This window comes from Vibrio sp. 10N.222.52.C3 (genome assembly GCF_041474195.1).
GTDB classification, from domain to species: Bacteria; Pseudomonadota; Gammaproteobacteria; order Enterobacterales; family Vibrionaceae; genus Vibrio; species Vibrio crassostreae_C.
In genome coordinates this window covers 41,497-58,486 of sequence record NZ_JBFRTQ010000136.1, presented here as the reverse complement: position 1 = coordinate 58,486, position 16,990 = coordinate 41,497, and the positions used below count along the sequence as shown (strand labels likewise).

Annotated in this window: 23 protein-coding genes; 15 read left to right on the top strand and 8 right to left on the bottom strand. The window is 44.7% G+C overall.

Features of this window, described 5'->3' with window-relative positions:
- Positions 1 to 62: 62 nt before the first annotated feature.
- The 4 genes from AB4517_RS19215 (at position 63) to AB4517_RS19200 (ending at position 3,284) form a co-directional block, all read left to right on the top strand.
- Positions 63 to 1,067 carry an ornithine carbamoyltransferase gene (locus tag AB4517_RS19215; protein ID WP_019821479.1) on the top strand — a complete coding sequence of 335 codons (1,005 nt, stop codon included), beginning with the start codon at positions 63 to 65 and terminating at the stop codon, positions 1,065 to 1,067.
- 287 nt (positions 1,068 to 1,354) lie between these two features.
- Complete coding sequence (pyrB, locus tag AB4517_RS19210; RefSeq protein ID WP_012604860.1) at positions 1,355 to 2,284, top strand: aspartate carbamoyltransferase; 930 nt, start codon at positions 1,355 to 1,357, stop codon at positions 2,282 to 2,284.
- Positions 2,285 to 2,296: 12 nt separating this feature from the next.
- Positions 2,297 to 2,758, top strand: a complete 462-nt coding sequence (pyrI, locus tag AB4517_RS19205; RefSeq protein ID WP_017058927.1) for an aspartate carbamoyltransferase regulatory subunit — start codon at positions 2,297 to 2,299, stop codon at positions 2,756 to 2,758.
- A 136-nt stretch (positions 2,759 to 2,894) separates the two neighbouring features.
- A complete protein-coding gene (locus AB4517_RS19200) occupies positions 2,895 to 3,284 on the top strand; it encodes a RidA family protein (RefSeq protein WP_004735319.1) in 390 nt (129 codons plus the stop codon).
- A gap of 125 nt (positions 3,285 to 3,409) precedes the next feature.
- Here AB4517_RS19200 and AB4517_RS19195 read toward each other — a convergent pair whose 3' ends face one another.
- The 8 genes from AB4517_RS19195 to mlaF form a co-directional block, all read right to left on the bottom strand.
- Complete coding sequence (locus tag AB4517_RS19195; RefSeq protein WP_372149223.1) at positions 3,410 to 4,135, bottom strand: 1-acylglycerol-3-phosphate O-acyltransferase; 726 nt, start codon at positions 4,133 to 4,135, stop codon at positions 3,410 to 3,412.
- Between the two features lie 152 nt (positions 4,136 to 4,287).
- Positions 4,288 to 5,553, bottom strand: a complete 1,266-nt coding sequence (murA, locus tag AB4517_RS19190) for a UDP-N-acetylglucosamine 1-carboxyvinyltransferase (protein WP_017058925.1) — start codon at positions 5,551 to 5,553, stop codon at positions 4,288 to 4,290.
- Positions 5,554 to 5,561: 8 nt separating this feature from the next.
- Positions 5,562 to 5,816: a BolA family iron metabolism protein IbaG gene (ibaG, locus tag AB4517_RS19185; protein WP_017058924.1), complete on the bottom strand. Its 255-nt coding sequence runs from the start codon at positions 5,814 to 5,816 to the stop codon at positions 5,562 to 5,564.
- 13 nt (positions 5,817 to 5,829) lie between these two features.
- A complete protein-coding gene (locus AB4517_RS19180; protein WP_017058923.1) occupies positions 5,830 to 6,138 on the bottom strand; it encodes a lipid asymmetry maintenance protein MlaB in 309 nt (102 codons plus the stop codon).
- Entirely contained in the window at positions 6,138 to 6,767 is a 630-nt protein-coding gene (locus AB4517_RS19175) for a phospholipid-binding protein MlaC (protein ID WP_120459707.1), read from the bottom strand. Before AB4517_RS19175 ends, AB4517_RS19180 begins: the two co-directional genes overlap by 1 nt.
- 52 nt (positions 6,768 to 6,819) lie before the next feature.
- Complete coding sequence (gene mlaD / locus AB4517_RS19170; protein WP_017058921.1) at positions 6,820 to 7,311, bottom strand: outer membrane lipid asymmetry maintenance protein MlaD; 492 nt, start codon at positions 7,309 to 7,311, stop codon at positions 6,820 to 6,822.
- A gap of 2 nt (positions 7,312 to 7,313) precedes the next feature.
- The gene (gene mlaE / locus AB4517_RS19165) at positions 7,314 to 8,093 is read right to left on the bottom strand and encodes a lipid asymmetry maintenance ABC transporter permease subunit MlaE (RefSeq protein ID WP_017058920.1); all 780 of its coding nucleotides are present in this window, start codon (positions 8,091 to 8,093) and stop codon (positions 7,314 to 7,316) included.
- A gap of 1 nt (position 8,094) precedes the next feature.
- On the bottom strand, positions 8,095 to 8,889 hold the full coding sequence (gene mlaF / locus AB4517_RS19160; protein WP_017058919.1) for a phospholipid ABC transporter ATP-binding protein MlaF: 795 nt from the start codon (positions 8,887 to 8,889) through the stop codon (positions 8,095 to 8,097).
- Positions 8,890 to 9,153: 264 nt separating this feature from the next.
- Here mlaF and AB4517_RS19155 point away from each other — a divergent pair, with 264 nt between their 5' ends.
- The 11 genes from AB4517_RS19155 to AB4517_RS19105 all read left to right on the top strand — a co-directional run bounded on the left by AB4517_RS19155 (position 9,154) and on the right by AB4517_RS19105 (position 16,922).
- The gene (locus AB4517_RS19155) at positions 9,154 to 10,119 is read left to right on the top strand and encodes a calcium/sodium antiporter (RefSeq protein WP_017063737.1); all 966 of its coding nucleotides are present in this window, start codon (positions 9,154 to 9,156) and stop codon (positions 10,117 to 10,119) included.
- 34 nt (positions 10,120 to 10,153) lie between these two features.
- Complete coding sequence (kdsD, locus tag AB4517_RS19150; protein ID WP_017058917.1) at positions 10,154 to 11,125, top strand: arabinose-5-phosphate isomerase KdsD; 972 nt, start codon at positions 10,154 to 10,156, stop codon at positions 11,123 to 11,125.
- A complete protein-coding gene (kdsC, locus tag AB4517_RS19145) occupies positions 11,125 to 11,682 on the top strand; it encodes a 3-deoxy-manno-octulosonate-8-phosphatase KdsC (protein WP_017058916.1) in 558 nt (185 codons plus the stop codon). The genes kdsD and kdsC overlap by 1 nt, the downstream gene beginning before the upstream one ends.
- On the top strand, positions 11,679 to 12,242 hold the full coding sequence (lptC, locus tag AB4517_RS19140; RefSeq protein ID WP_017058915.1) for an LPS export ABC transporter periplasmic protein LptC: 564 nt from the start codon (positions 11,679 to 11,681) through the stop codon (positions 12,240 to 12,242). The genes kdsC and lptC overlap by 4 nt, the downstream gene beginning before the upstream one ends.
- Positions 12,223 to 12,717 (top strand): lipopolysaccharide transport periplasmic protein LptA, encoded by a 495-nt coding sequence (gene lptA, locus AB4517_RS19135; RefSeq protein ID WP_017058914.1) that lies wholly within the window; start codon positions 12,223 to 12,225, stop codon positions 12,715 to 12,717. Before lptC ends, lptA begins: the two co-directional genes overlap by 20 nt.
- Before the next feature lie 2 nt (positions 12,718 to 12,719).
- A complete protein-coding gene (gene lptB, locus AB4517_RS19130; RefSeq protein ID WP_004735304.1) occupies positions 12,720 to 13,445 on the top strand; it encodes an LPS export ABC transporter ATP-binding protein in 726 nt (241 codons plus the stop codon).
- Between the two features lie 54 nt (positions 13,446 to 13,499).
- A complete protein-coding gene (locus AB4517_RS19125; protein WP_017058913.1) occupies positions 13,500 to 14,960 on the top strand; it encodes an RNA polymerase factor sigma-54 in 1,461 nt (486 codons plus the stop codon).
- A gap of 62 nt (positions 14,961 to 15,022) precedes the next feature.
- Positions 15,023 to 15,310 carry a ribosome hibernation promoting factor gene (gene hpf / locus AB4517_RS19120; RefSeq protein WP_009847742.1) on the top strand — a complete coding sequence of 96 codons (288 nt, stop codon included), beginning with the start codon at positions 15,023 to 15,025 and terminating at the stop codon, positions 15,308 to 15,310.
- Between the two features lies 1 nt (position 15,311).
- Positions 15,312 to 15,773 (top strand): PTS IIA-like nitrogen regulatory protein PtsN, encoded by a 462-nt coding sequence (ptsN, locus tag AB4517_RS19115; protein ID WP_004738707.1) that lies wholly within the window; start codon positions 15,312 to 15,314, stop codon positions 15,771 to 15,773.
- Between the two features lies 1 nt (position 15,774).
- Positions 15,775 to 16,644, top strand: a complete 870-nt coding sequence (rapZ, locus tag AB4517_RS19110; RefSeq protein WP_372135518.1) for an RNase adapter RapZ — start codon at positions 15,775 to 15,777, stop codon at positions 16,642 to 16,644.
- 2 nt (positions 16,645 to 16,646) lie between these two features.
- The gene (locus tag AB4517_RS19105; RefSeq protein WP_008220439.1) at positions 16,647 to 16,922 is read left to right on the top strand and encodes an HPr family phosphocarrier protein; all 276 of its coding nucleotides are present in this window, start codon (positions 16,647 to 16,649) and stop codon (positions 16,920 to 16,922) included.
- Positions 16,923 to 16,990 lie beyond the last annotated feature (68 nt).

Below are 16,990 nucleotides of genomic sequence, written 5' to 3'. Positions count from 1 at the left end.
AATATAGCATTTTTATGTTTAACTGAGTTCTTCATTGATTCTATATTCGCAAGGAGCGAGAGATGGCCTTTAATCTTCGCAATCGTAACTTTCTAAAACTTCTCGACTTTACTCCTAAAGAGATTCAGTTTTTACTCGATCTGTCTGCTGATCTAAAAAAAGCTAAGTATGCAGGAACAGAGCAGAAAAAGCTTAACGGTAAAAACATCGCTTTGATCTTTGAAAAAGCATCAACTCGAACTCGATGTGCTTTTGAAGTAGCCGCCTTTGATCAAGGTGCTCAAGTCTCTTACCTTGGCCCTTCTGGTTCTCAGATTGGTCAAAAAGAATCAATGAAAGATACGGCTCGTGTATTGGGACGTATGTACGATGGCATCGAATATCGTGGTTTTGGCCAGAGTATTGTTGAAGACCTAGGCGCTTATGCGGGCGTGCCTGTTTGGAATGGCTTAACCGATGAGTTCCACCCTACTCAGATTTTGGCTGATTTCCTCACTATGCTTGAGCATGGCCGCGGAAAACATCTGCACCAAATAAGCTTTGCTTATCTAGGCGATGCACGCAATAACATGGGTAACTCTCTGTTAGTCGGTGCGGCGAAGATGGGCATGGATATTCGCCTTGTCGCTCCAAAAGCTTTTTGGCCGGAAGAGCAGCTCGTTGAAGAGTGCCAAGCTATCGCGCAAAGTACAGGTGCCAAAATCACGCTGACAGAAGACGTTGCTGAAGGCGTAAAAGGCTGTGATTTCCTTTACACCGATGTTTGGGTTTCGATGGGCGAGGCGCCAGAAGCTTGGGACGAACGTGTTGCTGTTATGACGCCTTACCAAGTGAATATGGATGTCATTAAGCTCACTGGCAATCCTCAAGTGAAATTCATGCACTGCCTACCCGCTTTCCATAACAATGAAACCGTGATCGGCCAGCAAGTCGCAGATAAGTATGGAATGAACGGTTTAGAAGTTACTGATGAAGTCTTTGAATCGGATTACTCAATTGTGTTTGATGAAGCTGAGAATCGCATGCATACCATCAAAGCGGTGATGGTTGCGACACTGGGTCAATAGCGAATACTGAAAGTAAACAAAAGCTTGATGTAATCGCTTGCGCTCACAAATTGAAAGCGTATAATTCTCGGCAATTTGTCTGAGAGTAGTGAAAATGACGCCAAGCAATGTTGTGATAAAACATAATGATATTGTGAAAACACATAGTAATATTGTGAAAACACCAAATATTGCTCGTAAGCTAAGATGCTTACCAGGCCGTCTATTCTGCTTTTCAGCACTTTTTTAAAGCCTCCCATTATGGGGGGCTTTTTTATGGCCAATACATTATTGTGGGGAAGAAGATCATGGCGAATTCGCTCTATCAAAAGCACATCATCTCAATTCCAGAGCTTTCTCGTGAAGAGCTAGAATTAATTGTTCAAACGGCAGGTCAGCTAAAGGCTGAGCCAAACCCAGAACTCATCAAGAACAAAGTTGTTGCCAGCTGCTTCTTCGAACCTTCTACGCGAACTCGTCTCTCTTTTGAAACTGCGATTCAACGCATCGGTGGTGATGTGATTGGTTTCGACAGTGGTGGTAACACTTCTTTGGCAAAGAAAGGCGAAACGCTAGCGGACTCGGTACAGGTTATCTCTTCATACGTTGACGCTTACGTGATGCGTCACCCTCAAGAAGGCGCAGCGCGTCTGGCTTCTGAGTTCTCAAACGGTGTACCTGTTATTAACGCAGGTGACGGCGCAAACCAACACCCAACACAAACGTTACTAGACCTATTCTCTATCGCTGAGACACAAGGCCGCCTCGACAACCTAAACGTTGCATTCGTTGGTGACCTTAAGTACGGCCGTACGGTTCACTCATTGACTCAAGCACTAGCGAAGTTCGACAACATCTGTTTCTACTTCGTGGCTCCAGAAGCTCTAGCGATGCCAGACTACATTTGCGAAGAGCTTGATGAAGCGGGCATCAAGTACCAACTATTGACGGACATGGAAGATGTGATTCCTGAGCTCGATGTCTTGTACATGACTCGAGTTCAAAAAGAGCGCTTCGATGAGTCAGAATACGCGCACATAAAATCCGCATACATCCTGACCGCTTCGATGCTGGAAAATGCACGCGATAACCTGAAGGTTCTGCACCCTCTTCCTCGCGTTGATGAAATTACTGTCGATGTCGATAAAACACCTTACGCTTACTACTTCCAGCAAGCAGAGAATGGTGTTTACGCCCGTGAAGCATTGCTAGCCCTTGTTCTTAACGAAACGCTGTAGAGGAGAGATATAATGTCTAAAGAGACTCAATTAAAAGTTGAAGCAATCAGAAACGGTACTGTTATCGACCATATCCCAGCCAATATCGGGATCAAGGTTCTAAAACTGTTCGACATGCACAATTCTCATCAGCGCGTGACGATTGGCCTGAATCTACCGTCTTCTGCACTAGGCGGAAAAGACCTGCTCAAGATTGAGAATGTGTTTATCACAGAAGAACAGGCGAGCAAGCTGGCACTTTATGCGCCTCACGCAACAGTGAATCAAATCGAAGATTACGAAGTGGTTAAGAAACTACCACTAGAACTTCCTGAGCAAATCAACGATGTGTTCGAGTGTCCAAACACCAACTGTATTACTCACAATGAACCGGTTGAAAGTAGCTTTAAGATCTTTGAAAAGAAAGAAGATATTCGATTGAAGTGTAAGTATTGCGAAAAAGTCTTCTCTCGCGAGATCGTAACAGAAAGATAACGTCATACTGCAAAGAAGAGCGAATGTAAAAACTATCAAATACCTCGCCTGTGCGGGGTATTTTGCGCTTTACCTATCCAAAGTTTGAAGGCACACTGAAAATTGATTTTTATCTAATAACTGATGGAATAAACCAATGACTAAAGTACTTCACACAGAATCTGCTCCAGCTGCAATCGGCCCATACGTACAAGGCGTTGACCTTGGCAACATGGTACTGACTTCTGGTCAAATCCCAGTAAATCCAGCAACTGGTGAAGTATCTGCTGATATCGCAGAGCAAGCTCGCCAATCTCTAGACAACGTTCAAGCGGTTGTTGAAGCTTCAGGCCTGACTGTAAAAGACATCGTAAAACTAACGGTATTCGTTAAAGACCTAAACGACTTCGGCACAGTAAACGAAGTTTACGGTAAATTCTTCGATGAGCACGGCGTTGCAAACTACCCTGCACGTTCATGTGTTGAAGTAGCTCGTCTGCCAAAAGATGTAGGTATCGAGATCGAAGCTATTGCGGTTCGCAAATAGGTTTTAATCTTTAGATTAAACACCTTCTAATAAACGACTTAGCGTAATACTGGGTGTTTATTAGATACAAAAAAAGGTTGCCCAGTTGGCAACCTTTTTTATTGTTCATCGTTTCGCTTAGATAATTACTTTTTATTAAGCTCAACCACTTCTTTGTCTAACTCTTCAAGTTTCGCAGCCATCTGCTCACGAGCTAGGTTAGCCAGTTCACGAACATTAGACTTGTCGTAGCCTTCAGTGCTGATTGGTGGCAGCATTTCAACAATCACGTGACCATTGTTCCAACGGTTTAGCTTCACGCCACCGGTTGAGCTACACACGATAGGGATGATAGGCAAGCCAGCACCAATCGCAGCATGGAATGCACCTGTTTTGAATGGCAGCAGACCACGGCCACGAGAACGAGTGCCTTCAGGGAACATCCAAACTGAAACATCGCTCTCTTTTAGACTCGTCACGACCTGATCAATCGTACCTACCGCTTTGCTACGGTTAGCACGGTCAATTAGGATGTTACCCGTCAACCAGTAAAGCTGACCAAATAGAGGCATCCACACTAGGCTTTTCTTACCAACAGTTACCACTTTTGGCGTTACCGCTGATGAAATCGTGAATAGATCCCAGCTGTTTTGGTGGTTCGCCACATAAACATGTTGGCCGCGAGAGTAGGCATCTGCTGGGATGCGAAGCTCTAACTTCATGCCGAAGATCTTCGACATGCGACCGAAATAACGGCCAAAGGTAAATACGTGTTTCGGGTTGCGTGGACTTAATAGGCAGTAACCACAACCAAATACAAACATAAGAATCGCAAATATCGCCACTGCGAAAATACGTAATATTGCTATCATTTTGTTCCTCACCGACCGCCAAGTTGATTCATCTATTCGCGCAAAAATGAGCAATAGATTTACTCGCGGTAAATACAACTATAAAAAAGCCGAAACCAAGGTTCCGACTTTTATGTTTTCATCTTACTGATTCATGAATCCACTAACCTAGGTTAGTTCGACTCACTAAATCGTGTAATGTTTGCGCCTAAGGCTGACAATTTATCTTCAATCTTATCGTAGCCACGATCGATGTGATAAATACGGTCAACGATGGTTTCACCTTGAGCAATACAGCCAGCAATAACAAGGCTCGCAGATGCGCGAAGGTCCGTTGCCATTACTTGAGCGCCGCTCAGTTTTTCCGTTTCACCACAGATAGCCGTGTTACCTTCGATTTCCGCTTTTGCACCCATTCGCTGTAACTCAGGAATGTGCATAAAACGGTTTTCAAAGATAGTCTCAGTGATAACACCACTGCCCTTCGCCATCATGTTAAGCAGAGTAAACTGTGCTTGCATGTCGGTTGGGAAACCAGGGTGAGGTGCCGTTACGATTTTCACCGCTTTCAGTTCACGACCCGTCATATCAAGACTGATCCAGTCTTCGCCCGTTTCAACCTTCGCACCCGCTTCTTCAAGCTTCGCTAAGGCAGCTTCAAGAAGATGAGCGTTGGTGTTGCGACAAACCACTTTACCGCCAGAAACAGCAGCAGCAACCAGGAAAGTACCTGTTTCAATACGGTCAGCAACCACAGAGTGTTGGCCACCACCAAGACGTTCAACGCCTTCGATAGTAATCGTATCTGTACCTGCGCCAGAAATTTTAGCACCCAGTTTGTTTAGGAAGTCAGCCGTATCAACAATCTCAGGCTCACGCGCTGAGTTATCGAGTACTGTTGTTCCTTCCGCTAGCGTTGCTGCACACATGATAGTAATGGTGGCACCCACACTTACTTTATCCATCACGATGTGCGCGCCTTTCAGACGGCCATCAACACTTGCTTTCACATAACCATCTTCCAACTTAATGGTCGCACCTAGTTGCTCTAGGCCGTGGATATGCAGATCAACAGGTCGAGCACCAATTGCACAACCGCCTGGAAGTGACACTTGGCCTTCACCAAAACGAGCGACTAGAGGACCTAAAGCCCAGATAGAAGCACGCATTGTTTTCACTAAATCGTAAGGCGCACAAAATTCATTAATTTCGCTGCCATCAACATGAACACTACCATTACGCGATACTTTTGCGCCTAAACGCTTAAGCAGTTCCATCGTAGTATCGATGTCACGTAGGTGAGGAACGTTACTTACTTCCACTGGCTCTTCAGCAAGAATTGAAGCAAATAAGATAGGTAGCGCTGCATTTTTTGCGCCTGAGATCGTCACTTCACCGCTTAGCGGCTTATCCGATCCAATAACTCGAAACTTTTCCATCATAAACCTTAAAGTGACATCAGTTTCTTATCACGTTCCCACTCTTCCGGCGTGAAAGCCTTAATAGAAAGAGCATGGATGTCATTGCGTTGAATGTATTCCATTAGTGGGCCGTAGATTAGTTGCTGCTTCTTAACTCGATTCATGCCGTCAAAACATGGATCAACCGCAACAACTTCGTAATGACTGCCTTCCCCTTTCACGAAAATTTCCTGAAGGTTCAGTGCTTCTGCTAATAATTCTTGTACTTTTGTGCTGTCCACAAATAGCTCCTGCCTAATTTTTTATGTGTTCTGCCATCATTGGCTGGATATTGCTCAATTGGAACAACGTTCGTAATTGTTCTGGCACGAAACTGAGCATTATATGACAGTTTTGATTTTTTGCATGCTCTAATAAGTGAATTAGCATCACCATTCCTGCTGAATCGACTCGGTTTATATGGCTAAGGTCAATTTCAACGCTCGATTCCGTCGTTTGCCACTTTTCCAATATACGCCAGATTGCAGGGACACTGTCTCGGTCTAAATCACCGAACAGTTGATACTCTTTAGAGCTTAGTGCTTGCCATTGAGAATGGCTCATTATTTGTTACTCTCAAAACGAATCGGTTGTGCGGCTAATTTCTCTAGTTCGTCTGCAACTTGTAAGATGCCTTCTTGACGAATCTTAGTATTCCACTCCGATTGCTTGCTCGACAACAAGCTAATACCTTCGGCAACCATATCAAATGCTTTCCACTCGCCAGATTTCTTGTCTTTGCGAAGCTTAAATTCAAGCTTAATGTTTGGTCGCGGCGTATCGATGATGTCGACCTTGATACTGGTAATGCGGCTATCCGCTTTGATTTTTGGTTCTGGACCAAATTCAATCGTCTGATCTGTGTATTGAGTCAGCACTTGGGCATAAGAAGAAACAAGGTATTTACGGAATGAATCGATAAACACGCCCACGTCTTTTCTATCCGCGCCTTTCAAGTTTGGTCCAAGTAACTTAAGAGCTGCATATTGTGCATTCACATAAGGCATCAACTCTTCTTCCACGATGACCTTCAATAACTCTGGATCTTGGTGGATGTTGTCTTGTTCACTCTTCAAACGCTCAAATGCCACTTCGGCAACTTGAGTCATCATCTGGTAAGGCTGAGTACGGTCAATCGATTCTGCAGCAAAGGCTTGGGTAGAAATAAGCAACGCCATTGCCGCCATAAACATTGATTTCAAGTAACCAATAGCTTTTAAATAACTAATAGTTTTCAACATTATCTTATTCCTTAGCTTCGCTGTCATTAGAACCACCAACGCTATACAGCACTTGGCCAATCAAATCTTCTAGTACCAATGCTGACTTAGTGTCTTCAATTGAATCACCATCGACCAACATCTCTTCATCATCAAAAATGAAGCCTGGAACCAGACTAATGTACTGCTCACCAATTAAGCCAGATGTTAAAATTTGAGCACTAGAGGTATCTGGAAATTGTGAGTACTTCCCGTCAATAGACAGTTCAACGACAGGAAGGTAGCTCTCGGTATCAAGCTCAATGCTTTTAACTCGTCCAACAACGACGCCACCCACTTTCACTGGAGAACGAACTTTTAGGCTGCCAATGTTGTCAAAGGTCGCTTTTAGATTGTAAGTATGGTTCGAACCTATGCCTTTTACGTCAGCGACTTGAAAGATCATGATTAAGATTGCGCAAATTCCGGCAATAACAAAGGTGCCGACCCATAATTCTAATTTTCGAGTTTGTTGCATGATTAATTCCCAAACATCAATGCGGTAAGAACAAAATCTAGCCCTAGTACCGCTAGAGAAGAGTGCACTACAGTGCGTGTGGTTGCCTGACTGATACCTTCTGAAGTCGGTACTGCGTCATAACCATTGAAAAGTGCGATCCAAGTTACGGTGATAGCGAAGACCATACATTTGATCATGCTGTTACCAATATCTCGGCCAAGTTCTACTGAAGACTGCATCGCAGACCAGAAGCTGCCGTGATCAATGCCTTTCCAATCAACACCAACCAGTTGACCGCCCCAAATACCTACCGCCATAAAAATCATAGCAAGCAATGGCATTGAGATAAGCCCGGCCCAAAGACGTGGTGCAATAATGCGTTTAAGAGGGTCAACGGCCATCATCTCAAGGCTTGAGATCTGCTCTGTTGCCTTCATTAACCCAATCTCTGCCGTGAGTGCTGAACCGGCTCGACCTGCAAATAATAACGCAGTCACCACAGGCCCCAACTCACGCAACAGTGAAAGCGCGACCATTTGACCAAGGTTTCCCTCAGCGCCGTAGTCAATTAACACGACATAGCCCTGCAGGCTGAGCACCATGCCGATAAACAGACCCGAAACTAAAATAATAGCCAATGACTGAACGCCAACGCTATAAAGTTGTTTTACTAATAAGGGGAAGTTTTTTAGTCGCGGGATGCCAAACAAAGCCCCAAATAACATCAGGCTTGCTCGACCAAATGACTCACAGCTCGCAAGTGTACGCTTACCGACACCCGCAATAGTTTTAACAATCATATTAAAACAAATCCTTTTCTAAGCTCTTCGCAGGGAATCTAAATGGTACTGGACCATCGGCTTCGCCTTGCAAAAATTGCTGCACTCTCGGATCGCTATTGTTGTACAACTCATCAGGTGTTCCAGCGGCAATAATCTTGCTATCTGCCATGAGGTAAACCCAATCAGCAATACTCATCACCTCTGGCACATCGTGAGAAACAACAATCGAGGTTAAGCCCAAGGCTTGATTGAGATTTCGTATCAATTCAACCAATACGCCCATGGTGATGGGATCTTGGCCAACAAACGGCTCATCGTACATGATAAGTTCTGGATCCAGTGCGATCGCACGAGCTAACGCTGCTCGTCTCGCCATACCGCCGGACAACTCACTCGGCATTAATTGCGCAGCCCCTCGTAATCCTACCGCTTCAAGCTTAAGTAATACGATGGTACGAATGAATTTTTCATTAAGTTCAGTGTGCTCTCGCAGCGGAAACGCCACATTATCAAAGACATTGAGATCCGTAAAAAGCGCACCCGATTGGAATAGCATGCTCATTTTCTTACGTGCTTGATATAGCTTTCGACGTGATAATGCAGGGATATTGTCACCATCAAACCAAACTTCGCCTTCATCTGGCGGCAGTTGCCCACCGATCAAACGCAGTAAAGTCGTTTTGCCGATCCCAGACGGCCCCATGATGGCGGTTATCTTGCCTTGAGGCACCTCTAAACTGATGTCATCAAAGATAACGCGGTCACCGCGTGAGAAGCTGAGGTTCTTAACTTTCACAAGCTCAGTGTTCAACATATTTTTGTTGTTTCCTTGCTTTAAAAAACGCCAATTATGGCTGCAATAATAATGAGTCTACTTTAGAATTAAAAGCACTGTTCAATTAATTCATATTAAACAGGAATCTATGCAGGGATTTGAAAGCATTAGGAAATTATCTATTGATCTCTCTTTCTTGCCTGCTAACTGGTAATTAATTTGCCGAGTGACTTCCCTTTTATCTAGCAACAGGTCAAAATTAGCGGTTAATTCTCCGTTTTTATTAATTTTTTAGGAATCATCATGCTTGAAGCGATTGCGTTTCTTATTATCGGTCTAGGTTTTTTGGTGTGGAGTGCAGATAAGCTGGTTTACGGTGCCGCTGCTCTTGCTCGCAACTTCGGTATTTCACCACTAGTTATCGGTATGACGATCTTAGCAATGGGGTCTTCGGCTCCTGAAATGATGGTTTCTGCGACAGCAGCCCTTGATGGCAAAACAGATACAGCTGTAGGCAACGTACTGGGCTCTAACATCGCCAACATCGCGCTGATTTTAGGTATTACAGCCCTTATCAAGCCGTTATCGATTAGCTCAGGCGTGATTCGTCGTGAACTACCATTAATGATCGGTGTCACTCTGCTAGCGGGCGCCCTATTGTGGGATAACCATTTAGGCTTCTATGAAGGCGTGTTGTTGTTTGTTCTTTTTGCCGCGTTTTTGTTTGCTATGTTGCAAATCAGCCGCAGCGAGAAAAAGAACGGCGATGCTTTCCTTGATGAGCAAGAATCAGAGATCCCTGAAGGCGTAAGTAACCCTAAGGCTGCAATGTGGGTCGTGATTGGTCTAATCGTCCTACCTTTAGCTGCTGATATGCTGGTAGATAACGCTGTGATCATCGCGAAGTTCTTCGGCATGAGCGACCTTGTCATTGGTTTAACCATCATTGCTGTTGGTACTAGCCTTCCTGAACTTGCAGCATCACTAGCCGGCGTTATGAAGGGTGAAGATGATATGGCTGTAGGTAATATCATTGGTTCAAACGTATTCAACATCCTTGCTGTTATGGGTATCCCGGGCATCCTAAACCCTTCGATCTTGAGCGAGTTCGCTATGGGTCGTGACTTCTGGGTAATGCTAGGCGTATCGCTACTACTTGTTGTGATGGCACTAGGAAAATCTCGTAGTGTGAATCGTATTGAAGGCGGCGTGTTAATTGTGACGTTCGTGGCCTACCAAAGTTACCTATTAATGAACATGTCGGCTTAATTGTTGATTTAACTTCCCGTACTTGGAGTATTTGATGTCTCAGCCATTTGATTACCGCAGCGTTGCAAAACAAGTTTTGGAAACCGAAGTTGCAGGTCTCACTCAATTAGACCAATATTTTAATGATGATTTTTGTAAAGCTTGCGACCTTATCCTGAACAACAAAGGCAAAGTCGTTGTGATGGGCATGGGTAAATCAGGCCACATTGGCAACAAAATCGCAGCAACATTGGCAAGTACCGGGACATCGGCTTTCTTTGTTCACCCAGGTGAAGCGGCGCATGGCGACTTAGGCATGATCGAACCTGGTGATATTGTGATTGCAATATCCAACTCCGGCGAATCGGGAGAAATCCTCAGCCTATTTCCTGTGTTAAAGCGTCTGAGCATCAAGATCATCAGCATGACAGGCAAGCCAGCATCAAACATGGCAACCCTGTCTGATATCCATTTACAAATTTCAGTACCGGAAGAAGCTTGTCCGCTGGGCTTAGCACCAACAACCAGCACAACAGCTACCTTAGTAATGGGTGATGCATTAGCCGTCGCACTTTTACAAGCTCGAGGCTTCACCGCTCAAGACTTTGCCCTGTCTCATCCTGGTGGCGCTTTAGGTCGTCAGCTGCTGTTGAAGCTCGACGACATCATGCACACAGGCGATTCACTTCCTGTTGTAGCACCCGACGCACTAGTAAGAGACGCTCTACTAGAGATATCTCAGAAAGGCTTAGGCATGACAGCAATCGTTGGTGAAGATGGCCAAATGGCCGGTATTTTTACCGATGGTGATTTACGCCGTATCTTAGACAAACGCGTTGATATCCATAACACGCAGATCGGTGATGTGATGACGCTAAACCCGACGGTAGCCGAGCCAAACATGCTCGCGGTTGAGGGCTTAAACTTGATGCAAGCGAAGAGCATCAATGGCCTGATGTTATGCCAAGAAGGTAAATTAGTCGGAGCGTTAAACATGCATGACTTACTGAAAGCAGGAGTAATGTAATGACACAGACAGTCGAAACTCTATACGGCACTGTTAATTCAGATGTATTTGCAATTGCAAAAGAGATCAAACTGCTGATTTGCGATGTCGATGGTGTCTTCTCTGATGGTCGCATCTACATGGGCAACAACGGTGAAGAGCTGAAAACCTTCCACACTCGTGACGGTTACGGTATCAAATCACTGATGAACGCAGGCATTGAAATCGCGATCATCACGGGTCGCAAATCTCAAATTGTTGAGAATCGTATGACCGCTCTAGGCATTAAGCTGATTTATCAAGGTCAAGACGATAAAGTTAAGGCATACCAAGATATTTGCGATAAGCTTTCTGTAAACCCTGAAAATACAGGTTACATCGGAGACGATCTGATTGACTGGCCTGTAATGGAAAAAGTTGGCTTGAAGGTCTGTGTGGCAGATGGGCACCCGCTACTTGCAAAGCGTGCAAACTACGTGACAACCATTAACGGTGGTCATGGCGCGGTACGTGAAGTCTGTGACCTTATTTTACAAGCAAGAAATGAACTCGACGTGCATAAAGGTTTAAGCATATGAGTTTTACTCGTATTATCTATTTAATACTCATATTTATTGCCTCTTGGTCGACCTATTACTTGTACGACAAAGAGCAAACATCAACGATACAAGTGGCTCCAAATTTGGAGCTGCCCGCGTTTAGTGGCAAAAGCCTGAACAACATTAGCTACGACGAAAGCGGTATTCGCAGCTATCAGGTTGAATCGACGTATTTAGAACACTACTCAGTAGTTGGCGATACGCACTTTCAAAACCCAGTTCTTTCGGTATTCCGTGAAGGGCACACGATTGAATGGCAAGTCACCGCTGATCGCGCGATTATGGATGAGAATCAAGTTGTCACGTTTTATGACAACGTCGTGGCAAAGAACCTGTTGCCAGAAGCCAGCTTCGATACAATGACCACAGATAAAATGGTTGTTGAGCTGCCTAGCCGAGATTTTTATTCAGAGACTCCGGTCCATATGATCGGTACATTTTTTGAAACTGAGGGACAAGCAATGAAAGGTAACTTCGGTACCAACAATGCAATCCTCTTTAATTCTGTTCAAGGTAGATATGAAACTCTTACACCTTAGTTTATTCGCTTTGACCCTTGCGGCACCTAATGTCTATGCTCTGTCTTCGGATAGTGAGCAACCTGTCTACATTGACTCAGACAGCCAGCAATTGGATATGAAAAGTAACCAAGTGACTTTCCTTGGTGATGTGAACCTTAAACAAGGCAGCATCAATATCAATGCCGATAAGGTTATTGTTACTCGTAACGCCGTAAACGGTGAGATTGAAGAAATTCAAGGCTTCGGTAAGCCAGCAACCTTCTCTCAGCTTACTGACGACGGTAAGACACTCTACGGTGAAGCTGACGACCTGCACTACCAGCTTGTTGCCGACCGACTGATCATGACTAAGAATGCGATGTTATCTCAAGATGGCAGCATCATTCGCGGTTCTAAGATCACTTACCAGATCGGTTCTCAGAAATTAGTCGCTGACAGTGGTGAAAACAAACGAGTGTCAACGGTTTTACAACCAACGGAAGTGAATAAGTAACGATGGCTGTTCTTAAAGCAAAAAACCTAGCGAAAACCTACAGTAAACGTAAGGTTGTTACCGATGTAAGCTTACAGGTAGAGTCAGGCCAGATCGTCGGTCTGCTTGGGCCTAACGGTGCAGGTAAAACCACATCTTTCTATATGATTGTTGGTTTGGTGGCGCGTGATGAAGGTACCATCAGCATTGATGACCGAGACATCAGTATCTTACCAATGCACAGCCGCTCTCGTCTTGGTATCGGTTACCTGCCTCAAGAAGCATCGATTTTCCGTAAGTTGTCCGTAGAGAACAACATCATGGCGGTTTTACAAACCCGTGATGAAATGACCAACGAACAACGCCAAGATAAGCTGGAAGACCTGCTAGAAGAGTTCCACATCCAACATATCCGCACCAGCAATGGTATGGCTCTGTCGGGTGGTGAGCGTCGTCGTGTAGAGATTGCTCGTGCACTAGCAGCAAACCCGCAGTTCATTCTATTGGATGAACCATTCGCCGGTGTTGACCCGATCTCAGTAATCGATATCAAAAAAATCATTGTTCACCTGCGTGATCGCGGCTTGGGCGTTTTGATTACCGACCACAACGTTCGTGAAACATTAGACGTGTGTGAAAAAGCTTACATCGTAAGCCAAGGACACCTGATCGCTGAGGGTACTCCTGAAGATGTTCTCAATAACGAACAAGTTAAACAAGTTTATCTAGGCGAACAATTCCGTCTATGATTATATAGAGAGTATCGAGAGTTCTAAGAATAATAACTAGGTAAGTCACACTGAATGAAACCCTCATTACAACTTAAGCTAGGCCAACAGTTAGCAATGACTCCTCAATTGCAGCAAGCGATTCGTTTGTTGCAATTGTCTACTTTAGATTTGCAGCAAGAGATTCAAGAAGCACTTGAATCTAACCCACTACTCGATGTCGAAGAAGGCAATGAAGATACGCCAACATCGGAAGAAAAACCTAGCAGTGACGAAAAAGAAACTGTTGAAGCCACAGAGCAAGACTTACCTGATAGCTCAGACTTAATCGAAAAATCAGAGATTGGCAACGAACTAGAAATCGACACAACTTGGGAAGACGTCTACAGCGCGAACACCGGTAACACGGGTATTGCGATTGATGACGACATGCCGGTTTATCAAGGCGAAACCACTCAAAGCCTGCACGATTACCTACTTTGGCAACTCGACTTAACGCCATTCACTGACACCGACCGAAGCATCGCTTTTGCATTAATCGATGCCATCGACGACTACGGCTACCTCACTGTAACTTGTGAAGACATCCTTGAAAACTTCGACAATGAAGAGATCGAGCTTGATGAAATTGAAGCGGTACGTAAACGAATTCAGCAGTTTGATCCGCTAGGTGTCGGTTCAGTCAACCTGCAAGATTGCTTGTTACTGCAACTGGCAACCTTTCCCCAAGATACGCCTTGGCTTAACGAAGCTAAGTTAGTACTTACTAGCCATATCGACCAACTCGGCAATCGCGATTACAAACTGGTTATCAAAGAGACCAAGTTGAAAGAAGCAGAACTACGTGAAGTTTTGCAACTGATTCAACAGCTGGACCCTCGTCCTGGCAGTAAGATTACTCCGGATGAAACTGAGTATGTGGTTCCAGATGTATCTGTCTTCAAAGACCTTGGCAAATGGTTAGTGACCATTAACCCTGATAGCGTGCCTAAGTTGAAAGTGAATCAGCAGTACGCTGATCTGGGCAGTAAAGGCAACAGCGCCGACAATCAATACATCCGCTCAAATTTGCAAGAAGCAAAGTGGTTAATTAAAAGCCTAGAGAGCCGAAATGAGACGCTACTCAAAGTTGCGCGATGCATTGTTGAACATCAGCGTGATTTCTTCGAACATGGCGAAGAAGCGATGAAGCCAATGGTTCTTAATGATGTTGCGTTAGCTGTTGATATGCACGAATCCACGATCTCTCGTGTGACGACTCAAAAATTCATGCATACGCCACGTGGCATCTTCGAGCTCAAATACTTTTTCTCAAGCCATGTCAGCACTGACAATGGCGGTGAATGTTCATCTACAGCAATTCGCGCACTCATCAAGAAGCTTGTCGCAGCGGAAAATACCGCGAAGCCTCTAAGTGATAGTAAGATTGCTGCTTTACTGGCTGACCAAGGAATTCAGGTAGCTAGACGTACCATAGCGAAATACCGTGAGTCTCTGGGCATTGCCCCATCGAGTCAGCGTAAACGCCTGCTATAAGCTCATTTAGTCGCTAGTTACTTAGCAACTATGATCAGGCAACCAACTGAAAAGGAAAGTCTATGCAAATCAATATTCAAGGCCATCACGTTGATCTTACCGATTCAATGCAAGACTATGTTCACACCAAATTCGACAAACTTGAGCGCTTCTTTGATCATATCAATAGCGTTCAGGTTGTTTTAAAAGTTGAGAAAATCAATCAAATCGCAGAAGCTACCCTGCATATAAATCAGGGGGAAATCCATGCGACAGCAACAGATGAAAGCATGTATGCCGCGATTGATTCATTGGTTGATAAACTCGTCCGCCAACTCAACAAGCACAAAGAAAAGCTAAGTAGTCACTAACATGCAATTAAGCGAAGTACTTTCATTGGACTGCACCAAAAGTGCAGTCCAATGCACAAGCAAAAAAAGAGCCCTTGAGCTCATCAGCCAGATAGCAGCTGAGAGCTGCGGTCAAGATTCAACAGAGCTATTTGAGTGTATGTTGAGCCGTGAGAAGATGGGCAGTACCGGTATTGGTAATGGTATCGCGATTCCCCATGCTCGTATGAATGTCAGTGATAAAGCGATAGCTGTATTACTGCAATGCCAAGATCCTATCGAATTTGATGCGATTGATAATCGTCCTGTCGACCTACTATTTGCCCTGCTTGTTCCTAGCGAACAATGCAAAGAGCATCTAAAAACCCTTTCTTGTATGGCAGAACGACTAAACGACAAGCAGACTCTTAAACAGCTGCGTAATGCTCAGAGCGATCAAGAGCTTTACGACATCATGATTCAAGTGCCAACTTGCGAGCAATAACATGCGATTAATCGTGGTTAGTGGCCAATCAGGGGCCGGTAAAAGTGTTGCGTTACGAGTCCTAGAAGACTTGGGGTATTACTGTGTCGATAATCTACCAGTAAACCTGCTCAACAACTTTGTCGAATCGGTACGCGAAAGCAACCAAAACGTTGCGGTAAGTATTGATATACGTAACCTACCGAAAGAGCCTCAGTTAGTCACCGACACGCTCGAGCAACTCGAGTCAGCTACAAACATCGATGTTGATGTATTGTTCCTCGATGCCAGCAAGCAGACACTCCTTAAGCGCTACAGCGAAACCCGCAGAATCCACCCTTTATCAATTGGCCAAGAAAAGCTCTCTCTTGAGCAAGCGATTGATTTAGAGAAGACACTTCTGACACCTCTCGCAGAGCACGCCAGCATTGTGATCGACAGCAGTGACTGCAACCTCTACGAATTGAGTGAAAAGGTTCGATTTAAAGTTGAAGGCAAAGAGAAGCAAGAGCTGATCATCGTCTTTCAATCTTTCGGTTTTAAGTATGGCTTGCCAAGTGATGCCGACTACGTGTTTGATGTTCGCTTTTTGCCGAACCCTCACTGGGAACCTGCACTACGACCACTAACCGGGCTAGATGCACCAATTCACTCCTTTCTAGAAGAACACTCAGAAGTTCTGGAACTCAAGCAACAGATCCAAGGCTTTGTTGAACAGTGGTTACCAATGTTAGAGAAGAACAATCGCAGTTACCTAACGGTCGCGATTGGCTGTACTGGCGGCAAACACCGCTCGGTCTATCTAACCCAGAAAATTGGTGAGTACTTCGAACAACTTGGTCATCAAGTTCAAATCAGACATGCCTCTTTAGAGACGCACCAACAGGGCTAACCATGGAATTAACTCGAACTGTACTGATCCAAAACCGTTTGGGTCTTCACGCTAGAGCGGCCGTAAAGTTGGTTGAGCTTGCACAAAGCTTTGATGCCACTATCACAATTCATAGTGAAGAAGATAAAAGTGCCACCGCAGACAGCGTAATGGGACTATTGATGCTGGAGTCAGCCCAAGGCCAACACATCACGATTCAAGCTTCGGGTACTGATTCACAACAAGCACTTGATGCCGTTTGCCACCTTATCGAAGATAAATTTGATGAGGGTGAGTAGCTAAGACGCTTTACTCACAACACCGCAAACTCAAACGGTGAACCAACCTATATTAAATCTTAGTTCTA